General features: G+C 67.5%; 24 protein-coding genes, 2 tRNA genes and 1 pseudogene. 11 read left to right on the top strand and 16 right to left on the bottom strand.

The annotated features are described in order from the left end of the window. The first annotated feature begins 7 nt into the window (after positions 1 to 7). Complete coding sequence (locus ACFV9C_RS01885) at positions 8 to 574, top strand: DUF664 domain-containing protein (RefSeq protein WP_380189996.1); 567 nt, start codon at positions 8 to 10, stop codon at positions 572 to 574. 1 nt (position 575) lies between these two features. Here ACFV9C_RS01885 and ACFV9C_RS01880 read toward each other — a convergent pair whose 3' ends face one another. Then, positions 576 to 923 (bottom strand): nucleoside triphosphate pyrophosphohydrolase family protein, encoded by a 348-nt coding sequence (locus ACFV9C_RS01880; RefSeq protein WP_380189994.1) that lies wholly within the window; start codon positions 921 to 923, stop codon positions 576 to 578. A 46-nt stretch (positions 924 to 969) separates the two neighbouring features. Here ACFV9C_RS01880 and ACFV9C_RS01875 point away from each other — a divergent pair, with 46 nt between their 5' ends. Beyond that, complete coding sequence (locus ACFV9C_RS01875; protein ID WP_380189992.1) at positions 970 to 1626, top strand: alpha/beta hydrolase; 657 nt, start codon at positions 970 to 972, stop codon at positions 1624 to 1626. A 51-nt stretch (positions 1627 to 1677) separates the two neighbouring features. Here ACFV9C_RS01875 and ACFV9C_RS01870 read toward each other — a convergent pair whose 3' ends face one another. The 8 genes from ACFV9C_RS01870 to gyrB form a co-directional block, all read right to left on the bottom strand. After that, a complete protein-coding gene (locus tag ACFV9C_RS01870; RefSeq protein WP_380189990.1) occupies positions 1678 to 2178 on the bottom strand; it encodes a DinB family protein in 501 nt (166 codons plus the stop codon). 13 nt (positions 2179 to 2191) lie between these two features. Further along, positions 2192 to 2692 (bottom strand): DinB family protein, encoded by a 501-nt coding sequence (locus ACFV9C_RS01865; protein ID WP_380189988.1) that lies wholly within the window; start codon positions 2690 to 2692, stop codon positions 2192 to 2194. 231 nt (positions 2693 to 2923) lie between these two features. Next, positions 2924 to 2999 (bottom strand) — tRNA-Ala (locus ACFV9C_RS01860). A 10-nt stretch (positions 3000 to 3009) separates the two neighbouring features. Next, the gene (locus ACFV9C_RS01855) at positions 3010 to 3141 is read right to left on the bottom strand and encodes a DLW-39 family protein (protein WP_209696738.1); all 132 of its coding nucleotides are present in this window, start codon (positions 3139 to 3141) and stop codon (positions 3010 to 3012) included. A 35-nt stretch (positions 3142 to 3176) separates the two neighbouring features. After that, positions 3177 to 3253 (bottom strand) — tRNA-Ile (locus ACFV9C_RS01850). A gap of 97 nt (positions 3254 to 3350) precedes the next feature. Continuing rightward, the gene (locus ACFV9C_RS01845; protein WP_380189986.1) at positions 3351 to 4274 is read right to left on the bottom strand and encodes a DUF3566 domain-containing protein; all 924 of its coding nucleotides are present in this window, start codon (positions 4272 to 4274) and stop codon (positions 3351 to 3353) included. Then, positions 4274 to 6931: a DNA gyrase subunit A gene (gene gyrA, locus ACFV9C_RS01840; protein ID WP_380189984.1), complete on the bottom strand. Its 2658-nt coding sequence runs from the start codon at positions 6929 to 6931 to the stop codon at positions 4274 to 4276. The genes ACFV9C_RS01845 and gyrA overlap by 1 nt, the downstream gene beginning before the upstream one ends. A 42-nt stretch (positions 6932 to 6973) precedes the next feature. Then, a complete protein-coding gene (gene gyrB / locus ACFV9C_RS01835; RefSeq protein WP_380189982.1) occupies positions 6974 to 9064 on the bottom strand; it encodes a DNA topoisomerase (ATP-hydrolyzing) subunit B in 2091 nt (696 codons plus the stop codon). Between the two features lie 315 nt (positions 9065 to 9379). Between gyrB and ACFV9C_RS01830 the strand changes: the two genes are divergently transcribed. The 3 genes from ACFV9C_RS01830 to ACFV9C_RS01820 are packed head-to-tail and all read left to right on the top strand — an operon-like array spanning position 9380 to position 11177. Further along, entirely contained in the window at positions 9380 to 10018 is a 639-nt protein-coding gene (locus tag ACFV9C_RS01830; protein WP_380189980.1) for a hypothetical protein, read from the top strand. Continuing rightward, positions 10015 to 10623, top strand: coding sequence for a hypothetical protein (locus tag ACFV9C_RS01825; protein WP_380189978.1), 609 nt, complete (start codon positions 10015 to 10017; stop codon positions 10621 to 10623). The genes ACFV9C_RS01830 and ACFV9C_RS01825 overlap by 4 nt, the downstream gene beginning before the upstream one ends. Beyond that, positions 10620 to 11177, top strand: a complete 558-nt coding sequence (locus tag ACFV9C_RS01820; RefSeq protein WP_380189976.1) for a hypothetical protein — start codon at positions 10620 to 10622, stop codon at positions 11175 to 11177. The genes ACFV9C_RS01825 and ACFV9C_RS01820 overlap by 4 nt, the downstream gene beginning before the upstream one ends. Positions 11178 to 11190: 13 nt before the next feature. On the opposite strand, the gene ACFV9C_RS01815 is transcribed toward ACFV9C_RS01820, so the two are convergent. From ACFV9C_RS01815 to dnaA, 7 genes are all read right to left on the bottom strand, one after another. Further along, a complete protein-coding gene (locus tag ACFV9C_RS01815) occupies positions 11191 to 12534 on the bottom strand; it encodes a hypothetical protein (RefSeq protein WP_380189974.1) in 1344 nt (447 codons plus the stop codon). 417 nt (positions 12535 to 12951) lie between these two features. After that, a complete protein-coding gene (locus tag ACFV9C_RS01810) occupies positions 12952 to 13359 on the bottom strand; it encodes a hypothetical protein (protein ID WP_380189972.1) in 408 nt (135 codons plus the stop codon). 90 nt (positions 13360 to 13449) lie between these two features. Beyond that, positions 13450 to 14001 (bottom strand): DUF721 domain-containing protein, encoded by a 552-nt coding sequence (locus ACFV9C_RS01805; RefSeq protein ID WP_380189970.1) that lies wholly within the window; start codon positions 13999 to 14001, stop codon positions 13450 to 13452. After that, positions 13994 to 15133 (bottom strand): DNA replication/repair protein RecF, encoded by a 1140-nt coding sequence (gene recF / locus ACFV9C_RS01800; RefSeq protein ID WP_380189968.1) that lies wholly within the window; start codon positions 15131 to 15133, stop codon positions 13994 to 13996. Before recF ends, ACFV9C_RS01805 begins: the two co-directional genes overlap by 8 nt. A 1-nt stretch (position 15134) precedes the next feature. Continuing rightward, a complete protein-coding gene (gene gnd / locus ACFV9C_RS01795; protein ID WP_380189966.1) occupies positions 15135 to 16058 on the bottom strand; it encodes a phosphogluconate dehydrogenase (NAD(+)-dependent, decarboxylating) in 924 nt (307 codons plus the stop codon). A gap of 26 nt (positions 16059 to 16084) precedes the next feature. After that, entirely contained in the window at positions 16085 to 17230 is a 1146-nt protein-coding gene (dnaN, locus tag ACFV9C_RS01790; RefSeq protein WP_380189964.1) for a DNA polymerase III subunit beta, read from the bottom strand. A 445-nt stretch (positions 17231 to 17675) separates the two neighbouring features. After that, positions 17676 to 19328, bottom strand: coding sequence for a chromosomal replication initiator protein DnaA (dnaA, locus tag ACFV9C_RS01785; RefSeq protein WP_380189962.1), 1653 nt, complete (start codon positions 19326 to 19328; stop codon positions 17676 to 17678). A gap of 15 nt (positions 19329 to 19343) precedes the next feature. Here dnaA and ACFV9C_RS01780 point away from each other — a divergent pair, with 15 nt between their 5' ends. The 6 genes and pseudogenes from ACFV9C_RS01780 to yidC all read left to right on the top strand — a co-directional run. Further along, positions 19344 to 19835, top strand: coding sequence for a hypothetical protein (locus ACFV9C_RS01780; RefSeq protein ID WP_380189960.1), 492 nt, complete (start codon positions 19344 to 19346; stop codon positions 19833 to 19835). Between the two features lie 54 nt (positions 19836 to 19889). Then, positions 19890 to 20111 (top strand): hypothetical protein, encoded by a 222-nt coding sequence (locus ACFV9C_RS01775; protein ID WP_380189958.1) that lies wholly within the window; start codon positions 19890 to 19892, stop codon positions 20109 to 20111. A 1416-nt stretch (positions 20112 to 21527) separates the two neighbouring features. After that, a complete protein-coding gene (gene rpmH / locus ACFV9C_RS01770; RefSeq protein WP_130386492.1) occupies positions 21528 to 21665 on the top strand; it encodes a 50S ribosomal protein L34 in 138 nt (45 codons plus the stop codon). A gap of 26 nt (positions 21666 to 21691) precedes the next feature. Then, on the top strand, positions 21692 to 22033 hold the full coding sequence (rnpA, locus tag ACFV9C_RS01765) for a ribonuclease P protein component (protein WP_380189955.1): 342 nt from the start codon (positions 21692 to 21694) through the stop codon (positions 22031 to 22033). After that, the gene (yidD, locus tag ACFV9C_RS01760; RefSeq protein WP_344189582.1) at positions 22033 to 22344 is read left to right on the top strand and encodes a membrane protein insertion efficiency factor YidD; all 312 of its coding nucleotides are present in this window, start codon (positions 22033 to 22035) and stop codon (positions 22342 to 22344) included. Before rnpA ends, yidD begins: the two co-directional genes overlap by 1 nt. A gap of 9 nt (positions 22345 to 22353) precedes the next feature. Then, positions 22354 to 23334, top strand: a pseudogene (yidC, locus tag ACFV9C_RS01755) (membrane protein insertase YidC); the annotation flags it as partial. Between the last annotated feature and the right edge of the window lie 63 nt (positions 23335 to 23397).

Genomic DNA, 23397 nt, shown 5'->3' with positions numbered 1-23397 from the left:
AGGTTGTGTGGACGCCAAAGGCGAGTTGCTGCGAGGGTTGCAGGGGACTCGGGTGGGGTTGCTCGGGAAGTTGGAAGGGCTGGGGGAGTACGACCTGCGGCGGCCGTTGGTGCCGACGGGGACCAACTTGCTGGGGTTGGTGAAGCACCTGGCGGGGTTGGAGTACGGGTACCTGGGTGAGGCCGCCGGCCGGGTGCCCGCGGTGCGGCCGTCATGGTTCCGGGAAGACGTGTCGACGGAGATCGACATGTGGGCGACGCCGGACGAGTCGAGCGAGTACGTCGTCGACGTGTACCGCCGGCTCGCCGCGCACTCCGACCGGACCGTCGCGGACCTCGAGCTCGACAGCCCGGCGTACGTCGCGCACTGGGCGGACGGGCACCGCGAGACGACCCTCGGCGTACTGCTGATCCGGATGCTCGCCGAGACCAGTCAGCACGCCGGGCACGCCGACATCCTCCGCGAACAACTCGACGGCGGACTCGGCGGCGGCACCACGGTCGCCGCCGACGCAGCGTTCTGGAACGACCGGCGAGCCCAGGTTCAGGCGGCCGCCGACCACTTCCGGCCGTGAGTCAGCGGTGGTCCCCGTCACCGTGCAGGACGCCGCGCGAGGCCCGGTCCGCGAGCTTCGCAATGTTGCGCTCGGCAACGTCCTCGAGCCGGATGCCGAGCCTGGTGGACAGCTCCGACAGGTACCAGAGCACATCGCCCAGCTCCAGCGTCAACGCTTCCCGGTCCGCGTCGGTCACCACACCCGCCCGGTCCCGGAAGATCTTCTTCACCTTGCCGGCGACCTCGCCCGCCTCGTTCACGAGACCCAAAGTCGGGTACACAATCGGGTGATCGGTCGCGACCGGACCACCGGTCCGCGCCGCGGCCTGCTGATAACCACTGAAGTCGAACGCACTCTGATCGGCCACGGCAGCCAGTCTGCCAGCCCGAACCGCCAACCTGACGGAGAGATCGATGGACGACAGCACCGGTGAGTTCGTCACCGAGACATTCGCGTACGACGGCGGCCGGCAGGTGACCGTCTACGTACCGCCCGCCGCTCCGGAGGCAGTCGTGTACGCCGGCGACGGCCAGCTGATCTCGACGTGGGGCCCGGACCTGGTGAGTGCCGACGTACCTCCGACCCTGGTCGTCGGCGTACACCGGACGGACGATCCGGACGAGATGGTGCGAATCCGCGAGTACTCGCCGTCCTTCGAGCCGGAGCAGTTCGCGGCGCACGAGAGGTTCTTCGTCGACGAGGTCCGCGAGTGGGTACAAACGCGCTTCGGCGTCGCGCTCCCGGCCGAGCGGACCGCGGTGTTCGGCGTCTCGGCGAGCGCGGAACTCGCACTGGCGATGGGTGTCCGGCACCCCGACATCTACGGCTCGGTCTTCGCGGCCTCACCCGGCGGGGGTTATCACCCGCCCGCGGTGCTGCCGGACCGGCTGCCGAGGACGTACCTCGTCGCCGGCACCGAGGAGCCCTGGTTCCTCGAGAACGCCGCCCGGTGGTACGACGCACTGCACGCCGCCGACGTCGACGTAGTCATGACGGAGCGTCCCGGGAACCACGGCGACCCGTTCTGGCGGGCCGAGTTCCCGTTGATGGTGACCTGGGCGTTCGGCTAGTCCGCCTCGACGACGTCGACCGAGATCTGCACCGCGGGCACACGCGAACAGCTACTCGCCGGTGGCACCGTCGATGCACTCGCGGAGTAGATCCGCGTGGCCGTTGTGCCGGGCGTACTCCTCGATCATGTGCAGGTAGATCCACCTGAGCGTGTAGTCCTCGCCCGGACTGCGCGCGTCCAGGTCGACGCCGGCGACAGCGGCACGTGATCGGGCGACGCTCGCCTGGTAACTGGCCAGGTCGTCGTCTGCCCGGGCGGGATCGAGGTCCTCGAATCCGGTGGTTGCGCCGTAGTTCCAGAAGTACAGGTGGTCCGGCCGCCCGTCGTACTCGTGGAACCAGGCCTCGACGCCGGACAGGTGCCGCACCATCCCCAGCAGCGACAACCTCGACGGCGGCACGGCCCGCAGTACCAGCTGCTCGGGCGTCAGCCCACCGCACTTCATCAGGAGGGTGGTCCGCTGAAACTCCAGCCGGTCCACCAACGCCGCCAACTCGTCCACCGGATCAACCGGCGGCTCGAACCGCTCGGGAACACTCCAAACCGACATCCCCGAAACCTACTCAATACCCGGTGGCACCGTCGATGCTCTCCCGAATGATGTCCGCGTGCCCGTTGTGCCGCGCCGTCTCCTGCACCATGTGCATCAGAATCGCCCGCAGATTGACCTCCGCCCCCGACGGCGTCCGCACCACGTCGTCCAGTTCACCGGCCGCCACAACCTCCCGGGCCCGCTCACAGACCCGCAGATACTGCCCAACCAGCCCCTCGGCCGTCTCCCCGACCCCAACCCGAAAGTCCTCGTCCGCGGGCCACAACTCCGGCTCCTCCACCCCCGCATAAACGCCGATGAACCACCCGTGCTCGGTCGCCGCCAGATGCTTGACCAACCCCAGCAAACTGACCCCCGACCCCGTCATCGGCCGCCGCAGCTCCGCATCCTCGAGCCCGTCCAACTTCCCCACCAACGTAGCCCGCTGAAACTCCAACTGCTGCCCCAACGCCTCCCGCTCCCCAACCACCCGCCCAGGCGAAACCCGCTCAACAGGCGACGAAAAGACCATCCCCCGACAATACGACCGCACGACGCCAGCACGTGGACACGCGGCTGAGACACTGCCGTCATGAGGTCGGTGCAAGTGTTCCCGAGCATGGAGCGACCTCGTTGAGCGCCTCCTGGTCGAGGGAGGATACGCATTCGACGACCAGTCCGCCGGCCCCTGGTCACTCGAGCAGATCCGGCGTGGCTATCCGAGGACCTTCCGGGCTTGACCTAGCAGCTCGGCACCGGGAATTGGTGGAGACGAGGGGACTTGAACCCCTAACCCCTGCCTTGCAAAGGCAGTGCTCTGCCAGTTGAGCTACGCCCCCGTGAGGGTGGTCAGTGGCCCGGGGTTACCGGGTCGGCGACCTCGGCCCAGAGGTCCTTTTCGGCGCGGGACTGCTGGGTCTTCTTGTAGACGAAGTATCCACCGACGCCGGCCAGCAGCACCAGCAGGAACTTTCTCAGCACTGGGACTCCTTGGATCAGAACTTCGAACTACGTGATGGTGGGCCTAACTGGATTTGAACCAGTGACCTCTGCCTTATCAGGGCAGCGCTCTAACCAACTGAGCTATAGGCCCGCGTTCTGCGGTGTCGAACCCGGGAGAGATTACCGCACCAAGTGCCGTACTCCCAAACCGGTTACGGCCGGGCCTCGACAGGCCCGGCCGGGGCCGGTCAGTCCTCCGACGCCAGTGTGACTTCGAGGCCGCCGAGGAGCGCGGCGGCGATGTTGTAGAGGAAGGATCCGAGGGTCGCGAGCGCGGTGATGATCAGCACATCGGCGCAGGCGAGCAGGGTGGTGAAACCCATCACCTTGCCGGTGTTGATGTAGTTCTCCACCCGGAACGGTTCGCCGGTCGGCGTACCGAGAACCTCGCGGACGGTCGAGTTGATGTTGTCGAACACGCCGGCCGCGCCGATCGCGGACCAGATGATGAACACCGCCACCCAGGTGACGATGCCGAACGCGATCGCCAGCAGGAACGCCGTCTTCATCACCGACCACGGGTCGATCCGGGACATCCGCAGCCGCGCCTTCCGCGTCTGCGCCCGGCCCGACGACTTCGTCTCCTTCTCGGCGGCGCGGGCCTGCTTGACCTCGGCCCGCTCGGCGCGCTCCGCCGACTTGTCCGGCTTCGCCGCCTTCACCGCGGCGGCCTTGTCCAGGACGGCCTGCCGCGCCGCGTTCATCCGGTCACCCAACGACTCGGTCTTCGACACGACCGGCTCGCCGTACGCCGCCCCGTTGGACACTGCACCGTTGGACGCCGCCGCACCGTTCGCGGCGGCCTCGCCCGGCAACGGCCCGGGAGCCCAGGGCTCCGGGCGGCCCGGCGTACTCGGGGCCGGCTGCTGCGGACGCACCGGAGCAGACCCGGCAGCCGGCGTACCCGGACGGGGCTGCGGACGGTACTCCGACGGTCGTTGACCGTTCGGAGCGGCTGCTCGCTGGCCGTTGGCGCCGGGGACGCCGTTGGAACGACCGTTGGAAGCCGGATTGCCCGGGGCAGCAGCCGGCTTCCCGCCCGGCGCGCTGCGCTGGGACTTGGAGCCGTCGGCCGCACCCTCAGGCCAGTTCGGCCTCGCGCGGTTGGTCATCAGTCACCCTCCTGGCCGGCTTCGTCGCTTTCGACGGTAGCCGCGCCGTCAACCTCCGTCGAACGCTCGTCACCATTCTGGACGCTCTCAGAGGGGGATTCGGTTGTCGATCCGTCCACATTCTGGGCGTCCTCACCGACAGTACCCGTCTCCGAACCCTCTGACTCCTCCTCGGCGATGGTCAGATCGGTGTTCCGGGCGATCGCGACCACGGCGTCGGACTCGCCGACCCCGGCGAACCGGACACCCATCGTGTCGCGGCCCTTGACCGGCACGCTGTCCACCCGGCTGCGGACGACCTGGCCGCTGGCCTTGATCGCCAGCACCTGGTCCTCCTCGACCACGATGATCGCGCCGACCAGCGAGCCGCGCTCGTCGTTCAGCTTGACCGCCTTGATGCCGAGGCCGCCGCGGCCCTGCTGGCGGTACTCCGCGACCTTCGAGCGCTTGGCGTACCCGGCATCGGTCACGGTGAAGACGAACTGCGAGTCCTCGTCCGCGCCGGCCCGGATCACCGACATCGACAGCAGCTCGTCACCGGACCGGAACTTCATCCCGGTCACACCGGACGTCGCCCGGCCCATCGGCCGAAGCTGGTCGTCACTCGCGGTGAACCTGATCGACTGGCCCTTGCGGGACACCAGCAGCAGGTCGTCCTCGGCGGTGGCCAGGTCGGCACCGATCAGCTCGTCGTCGTCCTCACGGAAGTTGACCGCGATGATGCCGCTCTGCCGCGCGGAGTCGTAGTCCCGCAGCGCCGTCTTCTTGACCAGGCCCCTCTTGGTCGCGAGCAGCAGGTAGTCCGACTGGTCGTAGTCACGCAGGGTCAGCACCTGGGCGATCTGTTCGTCCGGCTGGAACGACAGCAGGCCGGCCACGTGCGAGCCCTTGGCATCGCGGGCAGACTCGGGCAGCTGCCACACCTTGGCCCGGTACACCCGGCCCTTGGTGGTGAAGAACAGCATCCAGTGGTGGTTCGTGGTGGCGAAGAAGTGGCTGATCTCGTCCTCGGCCCGGAGCGCGGCACCGCGGACGCCCTTGCCGCCACGGTTCTGCGTCCGGTACAGGTCGGTCTTGGTGCGCTTCGCGTAGCCGCCGCGGGAGATCGTGACGACCACGTCCTCGTCCGGCACCAGGTCCTGCACCGACAGGTCGCCGTCGGCGGCGATGATCTCGGTACGCCGCTCGTCGCCGTACCGGTCGACGATCTCAGCGAGCTCGTCCTTGACGATCGTGCGCTGCCTGAGCGGGCTGGCGAGGATGTCCTCGAGGTCGGCGATGATCGCCTCGAGCTCCTGCAACCTGGCGATGGTCTTCTGCCGCTCCAGTGCGGCGAGCCGGCGCAGCTGCATCTCGAGGATCGCGTTCGCCTGGATCTCGTCGATGTCGAGCAGCTGCATCAGGCCGGTCCGGGCCTCTTCGACGTCGGGGCTGCGCCGGATCAGCGCGATCACCTCGTCCAGGGCGTCCAGCGCCTTCACATAACCACGGAAGATGTGGGCGTTCCGCTCGGCCTCGCGAAGACGGTAGCGCGTCCGCCGCTGGATGACCTCGATCTGGTGGTCGATCCAGTGGCTGATGAACAGGTCCACGCTGAGCGTGCGCGGTACGCCGTCGACCAGGGCGAGCATGTTACAGCCGAAGGTGTCCTGCAGCGGCGTGTGCTTGTAGAGGTTGTTCAGTACGACGCGGGGCTGGGCGTCACGCTTCAGCACGATGACGAGCCGCTGGCCGGTCCGGGACGAGCTGTCGTCGCGGATGTCGGCGATGCCGGTCATCTTGCCGGTGTTCACCAGCTCGGCGATCTTCAGCGCCAGGTTGTCCGGGTTCACCATGTAGGGCAGCTGGGTGACGACCAGGCTGGTCCGGCCCTTGGCATCTTCCTCGATGTCGACGACCGCGCGCATCGTCACCGAGCCGCGGCCGGTGCGGTACGCGTCGTCGATGCCCTTGTAGCCGACGATCAGCGCGCCGTTCGGGAAGTCGGGGCCCTTGATGTTCTGCAGGCAGGCCTCGAGCAGCTCCTCGCGGGTCGCGTCCGGGTGCTCGAGCGCCCAGTCGACCGCGGCCGCGACCTCGCGCAGGTTGTGCGGCGGGATCTGCGTCGCCATCCCGACCGCGATTCCGGACGAGCCGTTGACCAGCAGGTTCGGGAAGCGGGCCGGCAGGATCACCGGCTCCTGCGACTTGCCGTCGTAGTTCGGCCGGAAGTCGACGGTGTCCTGGTCGATGTCGCGGACCATCTCCATCGCCAGCGGCGCCATCCGGCACTCGGTGTATCGCATGGCGGCCGCCGGGTCGTTACCGGGCGAACCGAAGTTGCCCTGGCCCTGGATCAGCGGCGCGCGCATCACCCACGGCTGCGCGAGCCGGACCAGGGTGTCGTAGATCGCCGAGTCACCGTGCGGGTGGTACTGACCCATGACGTCACCGACGACGCGGGAGCACTTGTTGAAACCGCGGTCCGGCCGGTAGCCGCCGTCGTACATCGCGTAGAGGATGCGGCGGTGCACCGGCTTCAGGCCGTCACGTACCTCGGGCAGCGCCCGGCCGACGATGACGGCCATCGCGTAGTCGAGGTACGACTGCTGCATCTCGGTCTGCAGGTCGAGTGGCTCGACCCGGTCGTGGCCCGGCGAAGTGGGGGTCTCGGTCATGAAAAAGTCCCGTTCAGATCAGTACGTCGGTGAGCAGCGAGATCAGATGTCGAGGAAGCGGACGTCCTTGGCGTTGCGCTGGATGAAGTTGCGCCGCGCCTCGATGTCGTCGCCCATCAGCGTCTGGAACGTCTCGTCGGCCCGGATCGCGTCGTCGAGGGTGATCTGCAGCAGCACCCGGTTGGCCGGGTCCATCGTGGTGTCCCACAGCTCGTTCGCGTTCATCTCGCCCAGACCCTTGTAGCGCTGGATCGGGTTCTCCTTGGGCAGCTTCTTACCCGCCTCGTAGCCGGCCTCGAGCAGGCCGTCCCGCTCCCGGTCGGTGTAGGCCAGCTCGTCAGGCTGGTTGCTCCAGCGGATCTTGTACAGCGGCGGCTGCGCGGCGTACACGTGACCGCGCTCGATCAGCGGGCGCATGAAGCGGAACAGCAGCGTCAGCAGCAGCGTTCGGATGTGCTGGCCGTCGACGTCGGCGTCGGCCATGATCACGATCTTGTGGTACCGCAGCTTCTCCTCGTCGAAGTCCTCGTGGATCCCGGTGCCGAGCGCCGAGATGATCGCCTGGACCTCGTTGTTCTGCAGGACCTTGTCGATCCGGGCCTTCTCGACGTTCAGGATCTTGCCCCGGATCGGCAGGATGGCCTGGAACTTCGGGTCCCGGCCGCCCTTCGCGGAGCCGCCCGCCGAGTCACCCTCGACGATGTAGACCTCGCACTCCTCCGGGTTCGTCGACTGGCAGTCGGCCAACTTGCCGGGGAGGCCGCCGCCGCCGAGCAGACCCTTGCGGTTCCGGGCCAGGTCGCGGGCCTTGCGGGCCGCGATCCGGGCGCTCGCCGCGGCGCTCGCCTTGCGGATGATCTCGCGGCCCTCGGCCGGGTTCTGCTCGAACCAGGCACCGAGCTTGTCGTTCACGACCCGCTGGACGAAGCCCTTGACCTCGGTGTTGCCGAGCTTGGTCTTCGTCTGGCCCTCGAACTGCGGCTCGGCCAGCTTGACCGAGATGATCGCGGTAAGGCCCTCGCGGATGTCGTCACCCGTGAGCCTGTCCTCTTTCTTCTTGATCATCCCCTGGTCCTCGCCGAACGAGTTGACCAGCGACGTCAGCGCGGCCCGGAAGCCCTCTTCGTGCGTACCGCCCTCGTGCGTGTTGATCGCGTTCGCGAAGGTGTGCACGGACTCCTGGAAGGAGCCGCTCCACTGCAGCGCGACCTCGAGGCTCATCGTGTCGTCGGCGGTGGCCGCCTCGAACGAGATCACGTCCCGGTGCACGGTCTCGCGGATCCCGGTCAGGTACTTCACGTAGTCGACCAGGCCGTCGTCGTACTTGAACGACTGCTGCAGCGGCTTGCCGTCCTCGTCGAAGTGGTCCGGGCGCTCGTCCCGGATGACCAACTCGAGGCCCTTGTTCAGGAACGCGTACTCGCGGAAGCGGGTGGTCAGCGTCTCGTAGGAGTACGTCGTGGTCTCGAAGACGTCCTCGCTGGGCCAGAAGGTGATCGTCGTACCGTTCGAGGTCGACGTACCGATCTCGGCCAGGTCGGCATCCGGGACGCCGTGGGTGAACGACTGGGTGTACAGCTTGCCCTTCAGCCGGACGTCGACCTGGAGCTTCGTGGACAGCGCGTTCACCACGGAGACGCCGACGCCGTGCAGACCGCCGGACACCTTGTACCCGCCACCGCCGAACTTGCCGCCGGCGTGCAGCACAGTGAGCACGACCGTGACGGCCGGCTTGCCCTCGGACTCGACGATGTCGACCGGGATACCGCGGCCGTTGTCCTCGACCTGGACCCCGCCGTCAGCGAGCAGCGTCACCACGATGCGGTCGCCGAACCCGGCCATCGCCTCGTCCACCGCGTTGTCCACCACCTCGGTGACCAGGTGGTGCAGGCCCCGCTCGCCGGTGGACCCGATGTACATACCCGGGCGCTTGCGGACCGCGTCCAGACCCTCCAGGACCTGGATCGCGCTCGCGTCGTACTCCCGTTCGACGACCGACGACGGGATCTCGTCGAGATCGGGTGCGGCGGTATCACTGGGGCCGATGGGGTCGGCGGACTGGTTGGCGTCGATCTCGATCGGCTCGTCGGTCACCGGTGGTTGTCCTCCTCGGACCCCGCGTTCGCGAGGCATCGCGGCACAGTAGAGCCGCCCTCTACGGTGATGGCAAAGGCGCGGCTCGCTCTACGCCGTCCATTCTACCCGTCGACCGAAGCAGAACCGGCCACCAGGCGCCTGAAACTCACCTCAGGGCGTCTTTTCTCCCTCGTCGCCATGTCCCCTCTCGCGGGTGGGGGGCCAGAAAGCGCTCACGGGCACTCAGTGGCCTTCGACCGTTTCGCGACTGACGGTTCCGGCGACCACCGGTCCAGACCGCTCACCGGCATCCGGGGCGGCTGTCGACGACAGGTGGGCGGCGCGCACCCACCGCCCCTTAGGATCGCAGCCGTGGAGAGTCTCGACGAGGTCATCGACGCGATGATCGCCGACCGGGTGATTCACCGGCACCGCCGAGTCTGGCTGCTGGTGATCGCCCTGCTCATCGCGGCGATCCTGGTGATCCTCGCGACCGGCGGCTGGAAAGAGAAGAAGGGCCGAACGGTCCCCACCCTCGACGCCCCAGCCACGGTCACCGCCGGCCGCTTCGAGTACACGTTCACCAAGGCGGAGATCGTCCGCAAGCCGAAGACCGAGTACAGCAAGGCCGAAGCCAGCCTCAAGGTCTACTTCACCGCCAAGAACATCGACTCCGAAGAACAGAAGAGCGACTCGATCACGGGCGAGTTGCTGAGGCTCGTGCCCGGAGGCGGCGCGGACCTCGTCGAGTCCAACGGCGACTCGTGCAAGGGCGACAACCTGAACTGGGTGCTCGTCTACGGGCTGCCGCCCGAGGACTGCAGCACCAAGTTCGACGTCGGCCCGAACTTCAACGCCGACGTCGTCGAGATCGGCGTACTGCAGGAGCACTACGAGGGTGACAACTCCGCTCTCGGCGCGGACCCGAAGCCGTACTGGCACAACGAGGACCCAGCCGCGGTCGTGCGGCTGAAGCCGACCGTTGTCATCGACGACGGGAAAGCCAAATGAAGCTGTACCGCCCCGCGACCATCCTGGTCGGCCTGGTGTTCGTCCTGCTCGGCGGAATCATCCGCCTGGCCGGCTCGGACAACGTGTACCACGACACCCCGAACCTTGCGATCGTCCGCGGCCAGATCGGTCAGTCGCTCGAGTTCGCCGGTACCGGGACGATGTTCAAGGTGACCCGGATCAAGTTCGCGCAGAAGATCATCAGCGCCAAGGCAAGTGACGACGACAAGCCGATCGAGACGAACGGCGTCTTCGTCGCGGTCGAGTGGGACGCGGTCCGCGGCGTCGTCAAGCCCGACACCTTCACCCCGACCCTCACCACCGCCGGCGGCAGTGTCTACGCGGAGGTCAGCGACCCGTCCAACAGCGGGATCAACTTCCCGGACGCCGGCTTCGCACGGACCGGAGCGATCGTGTTCGAGGCCAACCCGGCCGATCTGAAGGACCTGACGCTCCGGCTGAAGCCGAGCCTCTTCTTCAACGTGAACAGCAGCGAGATCCGAGTCGATCTCGGGATCCCGACCGAGGCCATCGCACAGCAGATGGTCGACACCGCGGAGGAGCAGTACGTCGTGAACGACGCCGTCACCCGGGTGGCCTCGTGAACCTGGGGAGCCGGGCGACCCGGCTGGTCGCGCAGGTCCTGGTGCTGGTCGCTCTGCTGGCCGTCGGTGCGTTCGCCATGCTGCACCCGTACCTCAGCGACGACGAGGACGCCTACAAGGAAGGCCGCATCGACCAGGTCGTGAGTCAAGGTCCGGTGACCGTCGCGAACGTCGAGTGGAAGCTCGACTCGCTGAAGGTCTACACGAAAATCCTGAACGGGGACGGCGAGCCGATCGAGCTCGACGGCCCGGCCGGCACCGTGATCGTGCTGGCCACCATCACCGTGACGCCGAAGCCCGGCCTCTACCTCAAGGACCACAGCTTCACCTGCGACGCCGTACTGCGGGACACCAAGGGCAACACGTGGGACGACGAGCAGGCGTACGGCTATCCGTTGCCGACGTACTGCGGTGACAACGACCACCCGTTCACGATGGCCAAGCCGGCCAAGATCGCGAAGATCTACGTCGTGCCGAAGAACGTCGTACCGGACCTGGTCGGCATCACGACCGAGGACTTCTACCTGCACAAGCGGGTCCTGATCACTCCCTGATCAGGACGAGCGGTCAGGCGCCGGCGGTCACGGGCTGCGCCGCCTGCGGTGCCTTGGCGTCGGCGATCGCCTTCGCCTCGACGCGACGTTCGGTCCCGACCGAAATACACAGGTCGAACGCGGCCGCCAGCAAGGCGATCCGGAGCGGCTCGAAGATCAGGCCCCCGATCATGCTGGCGATCTCCATGTCCATCAGGCCCCAGTTCGACCCGTGGATGCCGATCAGTCGCTCCAGTACGACGAACGCCCAATCGTCGGCGAGCCACCACAGCGTGTACACCAGGCAGACGACGCCGAGGAAGACCGGTCCAACCCGGACCAGCAGCCGGAATGCGTTGATCGCGGGGTAGAACTTCTCCCGCAGACCGCCGAGCACCAGGTCCGGTGCCTTGTAGGTCAGGCTCACCAGCCGGCCGCGCTGCGGCTCTTCCTCCTGCGCTCCGTGCGCCCCGAGCCGGCGTTCGATGCGCGTACCCCGGAAGACGCCACCACTCGAGAGCACGCGGTGGCCGAACACCACGGTGGTGATCGCCAGCCAGGTCAGCGGCTCGGCGATGCCGTCCTTGAACAGCGGCCAGAGCGAGTCCCAGAAGAAGCCCCAGAGGAACTCGATACCGGCCGGGATCGGGATGTGGATCTTGTCGAAGAAGCCCTTGAGACCGTCCCACCAGTCCAGCGACCAGTACCAGAAGCTCCGGTCCTTGAGCCATTCCTTGCCTTCGGAGATCGCGAACGGCGTGATCACGACCGTGAGCAGCACGAAGAAGGACTCGGCCCAGACCTGGGCGAACTTGACCGGACGGCTGGGCCACCGGTCGTCGACGGACTGCAGCACCCGGCGGAGTACCAGCAGGATGATGAGCGCCGGGAGGTAGTTGTGCCAGCTGTGGATTCCGACCTTGAAGAATCCACCGCCCTCCTGCAGGCCGTTCTGGACCAGATCGGTCGCGCTCAGCTGGCTGACCTGCTTGTCGAAGAAGCCCCAGGCCGACCACACCGCCACGAGCGGCAGCAGCGTGACGGCCAGCAGCTCGAGCAGGCCGCGCTGCGTCGGGTCGGCGGTCTCCTCGGCCTCACTGCTCGCCGCGTCCCGCCAGCGGTACAGCGACATCGCACAGGTCCGGATCATCCCGACCGTCGCCGTGATCTGCAGCAGCACACCGACCGCGAACAGGCCGGTACCGAGACTCGAGTGCGTGTGCTTGGCCAGCCAGATCGCACCCTGCGAGCAGAGCGTGAAGCCGAGGAACCCTGCCGCCCACCAGGCGCTCATGGGCAGCAGGTTCTTCCACCAGAGCCGGAACGTATCCCCGATCAGGTGGACCATCTCGCGAAAGCCGTCAACGAGCGTGCGCATCGCGCCTGATCCTATGGCACGCACGGGTGCGCCTTGGTGGTCGGCGCCGTGAGTTCGTCGAGGGTCGCGACGTTGCTGGCGGGCTGGTGGTCGTTGAGCCGTTGGCTGGGGCCGGTTGGTCGCCGCAGATGTTGGAACCAAGGCGCACCCGGTCAGGTCCCGGAACAGGAAACAGCCTGTGCCTGGCCCCCATCGCTTGTCGCGGACCTCGCCTGACGGTCCTCACCATGGCCGGTACCCACGACGACGGCCGTCGGGGCGTGAGGTTTCCGGAACATATCTTGCGGTGGGCGCAAACTATGTTCCGGAGAGACAGAGTGGCCTGCCCGAACGACCTGACGGCGACCTCTGACCAACTTCCAGCGCAGACCACTTTGCAACGGAAGGCGAACCCTGCACGCCTCGGAGAACCGGCGATCAACGACGACTGATCGTCTTCCAGCCAAGCAGGGTGGTGCGAGTGTCGTCGGTCGAGTAGAACTCGAGCTTGACTGACGCGGCACCACCAACAACGTCTGCTGGGATGATCAGGTCATAGTTCTCAGTGGTTCCGCCACAGACGACGGACGTGTACTTGTAGGCCCCGAGATTGGTGATGGCCTTCGTGTACCGGCACCCTTGGCCGGTGGTATTTGAGGAGTTCTGTTCTCCCGCCACCTCGACCGACCGGTTGTAGAAGTACACGTGTCCACGTGTGTAGGTCGAGGTCCCGGTGTATTCGAGGTCATAGCTCCTGACGACGGTGGTCGCTTCAGCGCTTGTCGGAGTGAGGATCGTGCAGAAGAGCACGATCGTGAAACCGATGCCGGCCAGTAGACGACGCATCTAGGTATCTCCTGTCTCCGCACTCGATGAAGCCAAGTCCTACTCAAGCCCGAGTGCGCAGCGCAAGCATTTTGCAGTTTGTTGCAATCCTCAGCCGTAGGTGTCTCGGGGGCCGCGGCCGCCGCGGACTGTGCGGGTGCCTTTGCGCCAGGTGTAGGTGTTGGGGCCTAGGACCTTGACCTGGGTGACGGTGCCTTCGCCGAGTTCGGAGTTCAGGCGGAAGAGGAGTTGGGGGACCAGGAGGTCGAGTTGGACCTTCCAGGCGGTGGACGACGTACGGACCGTGAGCACGGTGTCGTCGTACGACTCCGGGGTGCAGTGTTCGGCCATTTCGGGGCCGACGATGGTCTGCCAGCGGGCCATCACGCCGTGGACGGCGACGTCGACCTCCCAGCCCTGGTCGCGCATCAGGCGGCCGAGGGTGTTGGTCAGTTTCTGCGGGTCGCGGTCGTCGGGGCGGGCGCTGCTGATCTGGGCGCCGTCGATGCGGGGCCGGCGGCGGCGTTTGACCGGCTTGAAGCCGCCCTTGGCCGCCTGTTGCTTGAGGCGCCCGGCGAGCGACTTGGCCAGGTCGAGACCCTGCTTGTCGTGCTCTTCTTCGGTCTCAGGGACGCTCTCGGAGGAATCCGGGGGGTCAGCCACGCCGAACGGCCCCCTCACCCACCTCGAAGCGCGCTCCGCTGAGCTCAGCGGGCACGTCCGCGCCGACCGCCGCGGTCACCAGCACCTGCTCGGCCGGGGCGACCAGCTCGGCGAGCCGGTCCCGGCGCTGCGAGTCCAGCTCGGCGAACACGTCGTCGAGGATCAGCACCGGTTCACCTCCGTCCGCGCGCAGCAGTTCGTACGACGCCAGCCGCAGCGCGAGCGCGAACGACCAGGACTCACCGTGACTCGCGTACCCCTTCGCGGGCAAGTCGCCGAGCCCGAGTACGACGTCGTCGCGGTGCGGGCCGACCAGCGACACGCCGCGCTCCAGCTCGTCCTGGCGCTTCTCCCGGACGGCCGCGAGCAGCACCTCCTCGAGCTGTTCACGGGATGCCACCCCGGGCTCGAGAACCACCGACGACTTGTACTCCAGCCGCGCATCACCCTTGCCGCGGGCAACAGCGTCGTACGCGCCGGAGACCAACGGGCGCAGGGCTTCCAGCAGCTCCAGCCGGGTCGCGAGCAGCTCGGCGCCGGTCCGGGCGAGGTTCGAGTCCCAGACCTCGAGCGTGCGCAACTGCCCCTCGGCGGCGCTCGACCGGTTCTGCCGGCGGGCCTGCGAGGCGCTCCGGAGCAACGAGTTCCGTTGCCTGAGCACCCGTTCGTAGTCCTGCCGTACGCCGGCCATCCGCGGCGCGCGCAACGTCAGCAGCTCGTCCAGGAACCGGCGCCGCTCGGACGGGTCGCCCTTCACCAGGGCGAGGTCCTCCGGCGCGAACAGCACGGTCCACAGCAGCCCGAGTACCTCGCGTGGCCGCGACACCGGTGACCGGTTGATCCGGGCCCGGTTGGACTTGCCCGGATTGATCTCGAGCTCGACGACCACGTCCCGGTCGTACTGGCTGTTGATCTCCGTGCGGATGATCGCCCGGGTGGCGCCGGCCCGCACCAGCGGTGCGTCGTTCGCCACCCGGTGCGAGCCGAGTGTCGCGGTGTAGTGGATCGCCTCGACCAGGTTGGTCTTGCCGTGGCCGTTCGGCCCGACGAAGGCCGTCACGCCCCGCGCGAGCTGGACCTCCGCCTGCTGGTAGGACCGGAAGTCGAGCAGACCCAGGGCGGTGACGTACACCTCAGTGCTTGACCGGGGGTGTCGCGTACGACGGGTCCGCGGCCTCGGCGCCCTTCACCGCGTGACCACCGAACTGGTTCCGCATCGCGGCGATCGCCTTCATCGCCGGCGAGTCGTCCTGCCGCGACGAGAACCGGGCGAACAGCGCGGCCGCGATGGCCGGCACCGGTACGGCGAGGTCGATCGCGGCCTCGACGGTCCAGCGGCCCTCACCGGAGTCGTCGGCGTACCCGCGGATCTTCTCCAGGTGGTTGTCGTCCTCGAGCGCGTTCACCAGCAGGTCGAGCAGCCAGGACCGGATCACGGTGCCCTCGCGCCAGGACTGGAACGCCTCCGGCACGTTCTCGACGATGTCCGAGGCCTCGAGCAGCTCGTAGCCCTCGGCGTACGCCTGCATGATGCCGTACTCGATGCCGTTGTGGACCATCTTCGAGAAGTGCCCGGCGCCGACCTTGCCGGCGTGCACGAAGCCGAAGTCGCCCTCGGGCTTCAGCGCCTCGAAGATCGGCATCACGACGTCGACGGTGGCCTTGTCGCCGCCGCACATCAGCGCGTACCCGTTCTCCAGGCCCCAGACGCCGCCGGAGACGCCGCAGTCGACGAAGCGGATGTCCTTCTCGGCCAGCTGGGCGGCGCGGCGGGTGTCGTCGGTCCAGCGGCTGTTGCCGCCGTCGATCACGATGTCACCGGGGGAGAGCAGCTCGGCCAGCTCGGTGACGACCGGGTCGATGGCCTGCACCGGCACCATCACCCAGACCACCTTCGGCTGATCCGTGGCGGTCAGCTTGCCGACCATGTCGGCAAGGTCCTTGGAGTCGGAGATGTCCTGGTTGTTGTCGAATCCGACCACGGTGTGGCCCGCGTTGCGGATCCGCTGGCGCATGTTGCCGCCCATCTTGCCGAGACCGACAAGGCCGAGCTCCATCTGAATCCCCTTGTTCTGTTGGCTTTTCAGCTGTTCAGGCGGACCGGCATCAGCACGTACCGGAACTCGCTGATCGGTTCGCCGTCGAAGTCCCGCACACCGGTCAGTTCGGCCGGCTTCGTCGCCTGCGTGAAGGCCAGGTGCGCGACCGGCGTACCGATCGCACCGAGACCGTCCAGCAGGTACGTCGGATTGAAGCCTACGGTCACCGGGTCGCCGACCACGCGCGCCTCCAGCGACTCCGATGCCTGTGCCTCGTCGCCGCTGCCGGCGTCGAGCGTCACGCTGTCCTCGTCGAACGTCAGCCGGACCGGAGCGTTCCGCTCGGCGACCAGTGCGACGCGCTTGACCGCCTCGACCAGCGTCGCGGTGTCGATCCGGACCCGGGTCGCGATCGCGGCGTCGGTCGGGATGATGCCGCGGACCTTCGGGAACTCGCCGTCCAGCAGCCGGGTGGTGGCGCGGCGGTTGCCGCCGGACACCTGGCCCTCGAAGCCGACGATGCCGTCACCGGTGCCAGGGGCGGCCAGCGAGACGGTCACGTCGGAGCCGGTCATAGCCTTCGCGGTCTCGGACAGCACGCGGGCCGGGACGAGCGCGGCCGCGGACGCGTCGGGGGACTCCGGGTTCCACTCGAGCTCGCGGATCGCCAGCCGGTAGCGGTCGGTGGCCAGCAGGGAGATCGTGGAGCCCTCGATCTCGACCCGTACACCGGTCAGCACCGGCAGCGTGTCCTCGCGCCCGGCGGCGGTGACGACCTGTGAGACGGCCTGGGCGAAGACGTCGGCCTTCACCGTGCCGCTGGCCGCCGGAAGCGTCGGCAGGGCCGGATATTCCTCTGTGGGAAGCGTCTGGAGTGTGAAGCGCGAGCTGCCACAGGTGACCTGTGCCTTCGCGCCGTCGACGGACACGTCCACGGGCTGGTTCGGAAGACTCTTGGAGATGTCGGCGACCAGCCGGCCGGAGATCAGACACTTCCCGGCGTCCGCCACCTGCGCGGGCACGGTGACCCGGACCGACGTCTCGTAGTCGAAGCCGGACAGGGTGATTTGCCCGTCCTCTGCCTCGACCAGAAGGCCGGCAAGGATCGGGACGCTGGGTCGACTGGGCAAACTGCGCGCGGCCCAGGCCACCGACTCGGCCAGTACGTCGCGCTCGACGCGAAACTTCACCGCTGGGTGCCTCCTGTTTCGGCTGTGTGCCAGGCAGATCCTGCCACGGACAAGTGTGCTGTGCGCCATTCGGGCCGGACGTGGCGCTTCGGGCGGGTCGCGTCGGCGTCGTACCGGTCGTGCTTCTGCTGCCTTCGGGAACAGCCTGACAGGTCCCGCAAGCCGGCGCGAGATCGGGGTTTTCCCCAGATCGGGCCGCTCGATCGTTTTGTGGCCTTCGAGCTCTCTATAGATTCCATAGTGTTCTTAGCACCGGTGGATAGTGTGGAAAAGCGGCGACTTCGCAGGTCAGACCCCAAATCGCCGTGTGGACGCCGTGTGGACAGTCCCCGCTTCGGTTGAGGACGGCCGTGGACGAAGATTTCTGTCCCCACAGCCAATCCACAACCACAACCGAGGTTTCCCACAGTTTTCCACAGCTGCGTCCCCAACCTGTGCGTCCTGATTACTGCTGCTTCGCCTGGTGTTTGATGCGGTTCGTCAGCTCGGTCACCTGGTTGAAAACGCTGCGTCGCTCGGACATCAACTGCCGGATCTTCCGCTCCGCGTGCATCACGGTCGTGTGGTCGCGGCCGCCGAACTGCTGACCGATCTTCGGCAGCGACAGATCGGTCAGCTCGCGGCACAGGTACATGGCGATCTGCCGGGCCGTCACGAGCACCCGGCTACGGCTCGAACCGCACAGGTCGTCGATCGAGAGACCGAAGTACGACGCCGTCTGGCCCATGATCATGCTGGCCGTCACCTCAGGCTTGCTGCCTTCAGGGATGAGGTCCTTGAGCACGATCTCGGCCAGGCTCAGGTCCACGGGCTGCCGGTTCAGGCTGGCGAACGCGGTGACCCGGATCAGCGCGCCCTCGAGCTCCCGGATGTTCGTCTGCACCTTCGACGCGATGAACTCCAGCACCTCCGGCGGCGCGGTCAGCCGCTCGGTCGCCGCCTTCTTCCGGAGGATCGCGATTCGCGTCTCCAGGTCCGGCGGCTGGATGTCGGTGATCAGACCCCACTCGAACCGGTTCCGCAGCCGGTCCTCCAGCGCCTCCAGGCGTTTCGGCGCCCGGTCGGAGCTGATCACGATCTGCTTGTTCGCGTTGTGCAGCGTGTTGAAGGTGTGGAAGAACTCTTCCTGGGTCTGGATCTTGCCTTCCAGGAACTGGATGTCGTCGATCAGCAGTACGTCGACATCGCGGTACCGGCGCTGGAACTGGGACGCCTTGTCGTCGCGGATCGCGTTGATGAAGTCGTTGGTGAACTCTTCGCTGGAGACGTACCGGACGCGCGCACCCGTGTAGAGACTGCGTACGTAGTGGCCGATCGCGTGCAGCAGGTGGGTCTTGCCCAGACCGGAGTCGCCGTAGATCAGCTGCGGGTTGTACGCCTTGCCCGGTGCCTCGGCGACCGCGACGGCGGCCGCGTGCGCGAACCGGTTCGAGCTGCCGATGACGAAGGTCTCGAAGGTGTACTTCGGGTTCAGGCGGGCCTCGCCCTGCGCCTCCGTGGCCGGCTGACTGGAACCGTTCGGCGGCGGCGCGACCGAGCCGAGCGGCTGACCGAACGGGGTCTGCTGCTGCGGGGCCGGCTGCTCGTACTGCGGTTGCGCGGGCGGCTGGTTGTACTGCGGGCGGTTGTCCGGGTCGGTCAGGGCGGACTGGATCGTCGGTTGGTACGCGCCGTCGGTGCGGAGTGGCTCGCGTACGGCGGGCGGCTGCTGGACCGGCTGTTGCGTGTACTGCTGCTGCGGGGCCTGGGGTTGTTGCAGGGGGTGTTGCTGAGGTTGCTGGTGTTGCGGTGGCTGGTGCTGGGGGGTCTGCTGCTGCTCCGGGTCGAGTGAGGGGTCGACGGTGACGGCGATGCGGATGTCGCGGCCGAAGCTCTCGGTGAGAATGCGCTCCAGGTCCGGGCGCAGACGGGTTTCCAGCTGGCCGCGGGTGAAGTCGTCGGGGACTGCGACGATCGCGGTGCTCTCGTGGAGGGTGACGGGGCGCGAGTTGGTCAGCCAGGCGCGCTGGTTCGGAGGCAGGCCGGCGAGCACACGCGCCCAGGCTTCACCTAGGTCGGTGACTGCTGGCGCTACCTCGGCGATGCGCGGCTGCTGCATCGGTGGCTGCTGCAGGTGCTGCTGCGGCACCGGTTGCTGCTGGGCCGGCTGTTGCTGACCCATCTGGTGCTGAGCGGCAGGCTGCTGGATCTGCTGGGCGTGCTGCTGCATGAGCGGCTGCTGCTGACCGTGCTGGGTGGACGGCTGTTGCTGCCCGTGCTGCTGGGGGGTCGGCTGCTGAGCATGCTGCTGGAAGTTGGCTTGCTGCTGAGCCTGCTGCTGGTCCGTGGGCTGGGGCTGGCTTTGCTGGTGGACCTGCGGCTGCTGCTGGTGGGTTGCGGGCTCGTGTGCAGGCGGTTGCAGCGGCTGGTGGAACTGCTGCGCAGCATGCTGCTCTGGAGCCTGTTGCTGCGCGGTCTGGTGCGCGTGCGCTTGCTGCGGAGCCGGGTTCTGCTGGTGCTCTGGGGCCCGCTGCTGGGGGACCTGCTGCAGGTGCTCGGGAGCCTGCTGCGCCTGCTGGAACTGGTGCGGCTCAGGTGCGGGCTGCTGAGAGACCGGGGGCTGTGAGACCTGCTCTTGCGAGGCAGGCTGTTGCGGAGCGGCCTGCTGGGGAGCGTGCTGGTGGAGCTGGGGCTCCGTTGGGGTGTGCTCCTGGGGGGCCTGCTGGTGCAGGCCGGGGTGCTGCTCGGCGGGCGGTTGCTCCTGCGGCTGTTGCGGCACGTGGGGTTCGGCCGGCCGGTCGGGCTGGTGTTGGTCGGACTGCTGCTGAGCGGGGACGGCCTGGTCGGGAGTCCCGGGCTGGTCTGTGGCGGGCGGGTGTTGGGTGCGGTTGTCGTCGGGTGACCACTGGTTGGTGGATGCGTTGTCCACACGTGCCTCGCCCTCGTTCGGTACCTCGCCAGCTGCGTTGAAGCTGCCGGTACCCCAATCCGCCGTACCCCAGGCAGCACCTGGGTCCGGCTGGCGGTAGTTGCCGACGGCTGGGGCCGCGCCGAAGTACGTCGTACCTGCGGTGGGCATGGGTGGGCCGGCCGGGAGATCGGTGGCCGCACGTTCGAGCTCGGACCGGTAGCCGTACGGCGCCGGTGGCGGCGCCGGACGGTACCCGAAGGCCGACGGCTCGGGCATCGGGATCGGGAGCGACGGGCTCAGGTAGTCCCCGGGATCCATCCGCGGCGCCGGCTCCGGCAACGCAATCGGCAACGTCTCCGCCTGCGGTGCGGAGTCCGTACGCCGCCGCAAATCCCCCCGAGACGTCGAACCCGCACCGAGCCCAGGCTCCACGCGAGGCGCGGTCCGGGCACCAGCCGTGAACTCCGCACCTGACGCGGGCTCCGTACCGGGCTCTCCGTGAGGTGCCGGCTGTGTGCCGAGTGTCGGCTCCGCGCGGGGTGCCGGCTCTGGGCGCGGTGTGGGCTCTGCACGGGGTGCCGGTTCCGCGCGGGGTGTGGGCTCGAAGCGGAGGTCGGGCTCGGGGCGGCGTGGGGCTTCGGGACGGGGGTGGGGCTCCGGTGCGGGTGGGACCTCGGTGCGGAAGTTGGCCTCGGGTTCGGGGCGGATGTCGGCGTCGGGCTCTGGCCGCAGATCCTGGCGGCCGGTGCGGTGGTCCGTCCGGTACTCGCTTGCCGCGAATTCCGCCGGTGTGAATTCCGCACTGGCGGAATGGTCCTCGACCACGCGTTGCTCCCCGAATCCATCGCTGCGGTGGCCGGCGCGATCCGGAGGAATCCGGGTTGCGCGACCGTTCGACCCGACACCGTGCTGCCGCTCTGTCCACACGGTTGTCCACAGTTGTGAACGACCGCCGGGACGGGTTGGTTACCGATTGCGGGGTGTGGGCCTTCTGGTGTGAGGGAGTGACGCTAACAAGTCTGACCAGCCACCTACAAGCCGTCATCCACAGGCTATGAACAGGAAATTGGGGGCAACCTGCGGCGTGTCGGGTGGACGCCGGAGCGTAGTCATGGTTAGAGATCGCTCTCTGTCGCGGCCCGGTCCGGACAGTGACGAACCCGTCCGTCGACCAGTTACCCACTAGACTGTCCACAAGCCTGTGGAAAACTCTGGGGATACCTGGTTTGACCTGTCCACAGGACGCCACGTACCGTGGATCGGTCGGTGTTGAGCCGGCCCTTTCGTGCTGCGCTCGCTGCGAGACCTTCCTTGGTTCTCCGACGGCCTGCAGGACAGGCACCCGGGCAGATCCAATCAGTGGATTTGTCGACAAATTTGTGATCTCGAGTAACCGGAGTCATTCCAGTGAGCAAGCGGACGTTCCAGCCGAACAACCGTCGCCGGCACAAGAAGCACGGCTTCCGTCTTCGGATGCGTACCCGTGCGGGTCGCGCCATCATCGCCGCCCGCCGTGGCAAGGGCCGCCAGCGCCTTGCGGCCTGAGCGACCCGTCGGACGGTGACCACCTCGTGTTGCCCGCGTCGAACCGGTTGGTCCGGTCCGACGACTTCCGTCGCGCCGTCCGGTCAGGTCGGCGCGCGGCGCGACGCGCGGTGGTCCTGCATGTGTTGTCGGAGGCCGGTCACACCGGCCCCCCGCGCGTCGGGTTCGTTGTGAACAAGGCGGTGGGCAACGCGGTTCTGCGGAACCGGGTCCACCGCCGTCTGCGTGCTGTCTTGGCGGCGCGGATCCCGGAGTTGCCGGCCGGCAGTCTGACGGTCGTCCGCGCGCTGCCCTCGTCGGCCACGGCGTCGTACGACGAGCTCGTCGCGGACGTCGACGGTGCGTTCCGCCGATTGTCGAAGTCATGATGCGGTTCAATCCCGTGCGCAGCGGGATCATCGGTTTTCTGAAGCTGTACCGCCTGCTGATCAGCCCGCTGTACGGTCAGGTCTGCAGGTTCTACCCGAGTTGTTCGGCGTATGCCCTGGAAGCGGTCGAGCGCCACGGTGCGGTGCGCGGTAGCTGGCTGGCGGTGAGGCGACTTCTCCGCTGCCACCCGTGGAACCCCGGAGGCTACGACCCCGTTCCACCCAAAGATGTCGACCAGCGCGGAGAGTCTGTCTCCGCCAACCAGCCCGGACCGTCAGCCGACGCCGGGCCTGTGCAGCGAGGTGTGTGAGTGACTCTTCTGGCCATCCCCGGGCTCGCGGTGTGGGACGGGATCGTAGATCTGTTCAACACGGTCATGACGCCGCTGTACTGGGCCGTATCGGCACTGCTGGTCGGCTGGCACTGGCTGCTCAGCCAGGTCGTCGACGCGAACAGCGGCTGGGCCTGGGCCTTCTCTATCGTCGGTCTGACGGTCACGATCCGGACGATCCTGATCCCGCTCTTCGTCCGGCAGATCCGTTCCAGCCGGAACATGCAGCTGCTGCAGCCGAAGATGAAGGAGCTGCAGAAGAAGTACGGCCACGACCGGGAGAAGCTCGGTCAGGAAATGATGAAGCTGTACAAGGAGACCGGGACCAACCCGTTCTCCTCGTGCCTGCCGCTGCTGCTCCAGTCGCCGATCTTCCTGGCGTTGTTCCGGGTGCTCGACTACGCGGCCAAGGGCCAGTGGCACAGCGAGATCATGAAGCCGTACGTCAACTCGCTGCAGCACGCGAAGATCTTCGGCGCGGAGATCTCGCAGACCTTCCTGAAGGCGAGCGGTACCGGCTCGGGCAACGTCAAGGTCGTTGCGATCGTCCTGATCATCCTGATGACGGCGACCATGTTCACCACGCAGCTGCAGCTGATGCGGAAGAACATGCCGAAGGAGGCCCTCGAGGGCCAGGCCGCCCAGATGCAGAAGATCATGCTGTACGTCTTCCCGATCTTCTTCCTGATCGGTGGCTTCAACTTCCCGATCGGTGTACTGATCTACTGGTTCATCTCGAACCTGTGGACGATGGGCCAGCAGTTCTACGTGATTCGCCGCAACCCGGCCCCGGGTACGCCGGCGTACGACGCGATGCAGGCCCGTAAGCGCGAGCACAACCTGCGCCACGGCCGTCCGGCCGACGAGAACGTCCCGGGGACCGCGGGTGCGGCGACCGACACCGAGGTGAGCGACCGGCGGCCGGCGCAGCGGCAGCAGCCGAAGCGGCAGTCGCGGAGTGACCGGAAGAGCGGTCCGGCGGCGAGCAACGGCCAGGCGGCCCCCTCGGCCGCGGATGCCGCGGATGCTCCG

This window comes from Kribbella sp. NPDC059898, from assembly GCF_042730855.1.
GTDB lineage: Bacteria > Actinomycetota > Actinomycetes > Propionibacteriales > Kribbellaceae > Kribbella.
Note: the sequence above shows the minus strand (reverse complement) of the source record. Positions and strands in the feature narration are given on the sequence as shown.

What these genes read in the sequence shown, in the direction of transcription:
- ACFV9C_RS01865 (WP_380189988.1), bottom strand. Translation starts at nt 2,692, where the DNA reads ATGGTCTTTTCGTCGCCTGTTGAGCGGGTTTCGCCTGGGCGGGTGGTT.
- ACFV9C_RS01870 (WP_380189990.1), bottom strand. Translation starts at nt 2,178, where the DNA reads ATGTCGGTTTGGAGTGTTCCCGAGCGGTTCGAGCCGCCGGTTGATCCG.
- yidD (WP_344189582.1), top strand. Translation starts at nt 22,033, where the DNA reads ATGCGGTTCAATCCCGTGCGCAGCGGGATCATCGGTTTTCTGAAGCTG.
- gnd (WP_380189966.1), bottom strand. Translation starts at nt 16,058, where the DNA reads ATGGAGCTCGGCCTTGTCGGTCTCGGCAAGATGGGCGGCAACATGCGC.
- ACFV9C_RS01815 (WP_380189974.1), bottom strand. Translation starts at nt 12,534, where the DNA reads ATGCGCACGCTCGTTGACGGCTTTCGCGAGATGGTCCACCTGATCGGG.
- gyrB (WP_380189982.1), bottom strand. Translation starts at nt 9,064, where the DNA reads ATGCCTCGCGAACGCGGGGTCCGAGGAGGACAACCACCGGTGACCGAC.
- ACFV9C_RS01810 (WP_380189972.1), bottom strand. Translation starts at nt 13,359, where the DNA reads ATGCGTCGTCTACTGGCCGGCATCGGTTTCACGATCGTGCTCTTCTGC.
- ACFV9C_RS01825 (WP_380189978.1), top strand. Translation starts at nt 10,015, where the DNA reads ATGAAGCTGTACCGCCCCGCGACCATCCTGGTCGGCCTGGTGTTCGTC.
- gyrA (WP_380189984.1), bottom strand. Translation starts at nt 6,931, where the DNA reads ATGACCGAGACCCCCACTTCGCCGGGCCACGACCGGGTCGAGCCACTC.
- ACFV9C_RS01845 (WP_380189986.1), bottom strand. Translation starts at nt 4,274, where the DNA reads ATGACCAACCGCGCGAGGCCGAACTGGCCTGAGGGTGCGGCCGACGGC.
- dnaA (WP_380189962.1), bottom strand. Translation starts at nt 19,328, where the DNA reads ATGCAGCAGCCGCGCATCGCCGAGGTAGCGCCAGCAGTCACCGACCTA.
- ACFV9C_RS01875 (WP_380189992.1), top strand. Translation starts at nt 970, where the DNA reads ATGGACGACAGCACCGGTGAGTTCGTCACCGAGACATTCGCGTACGAC.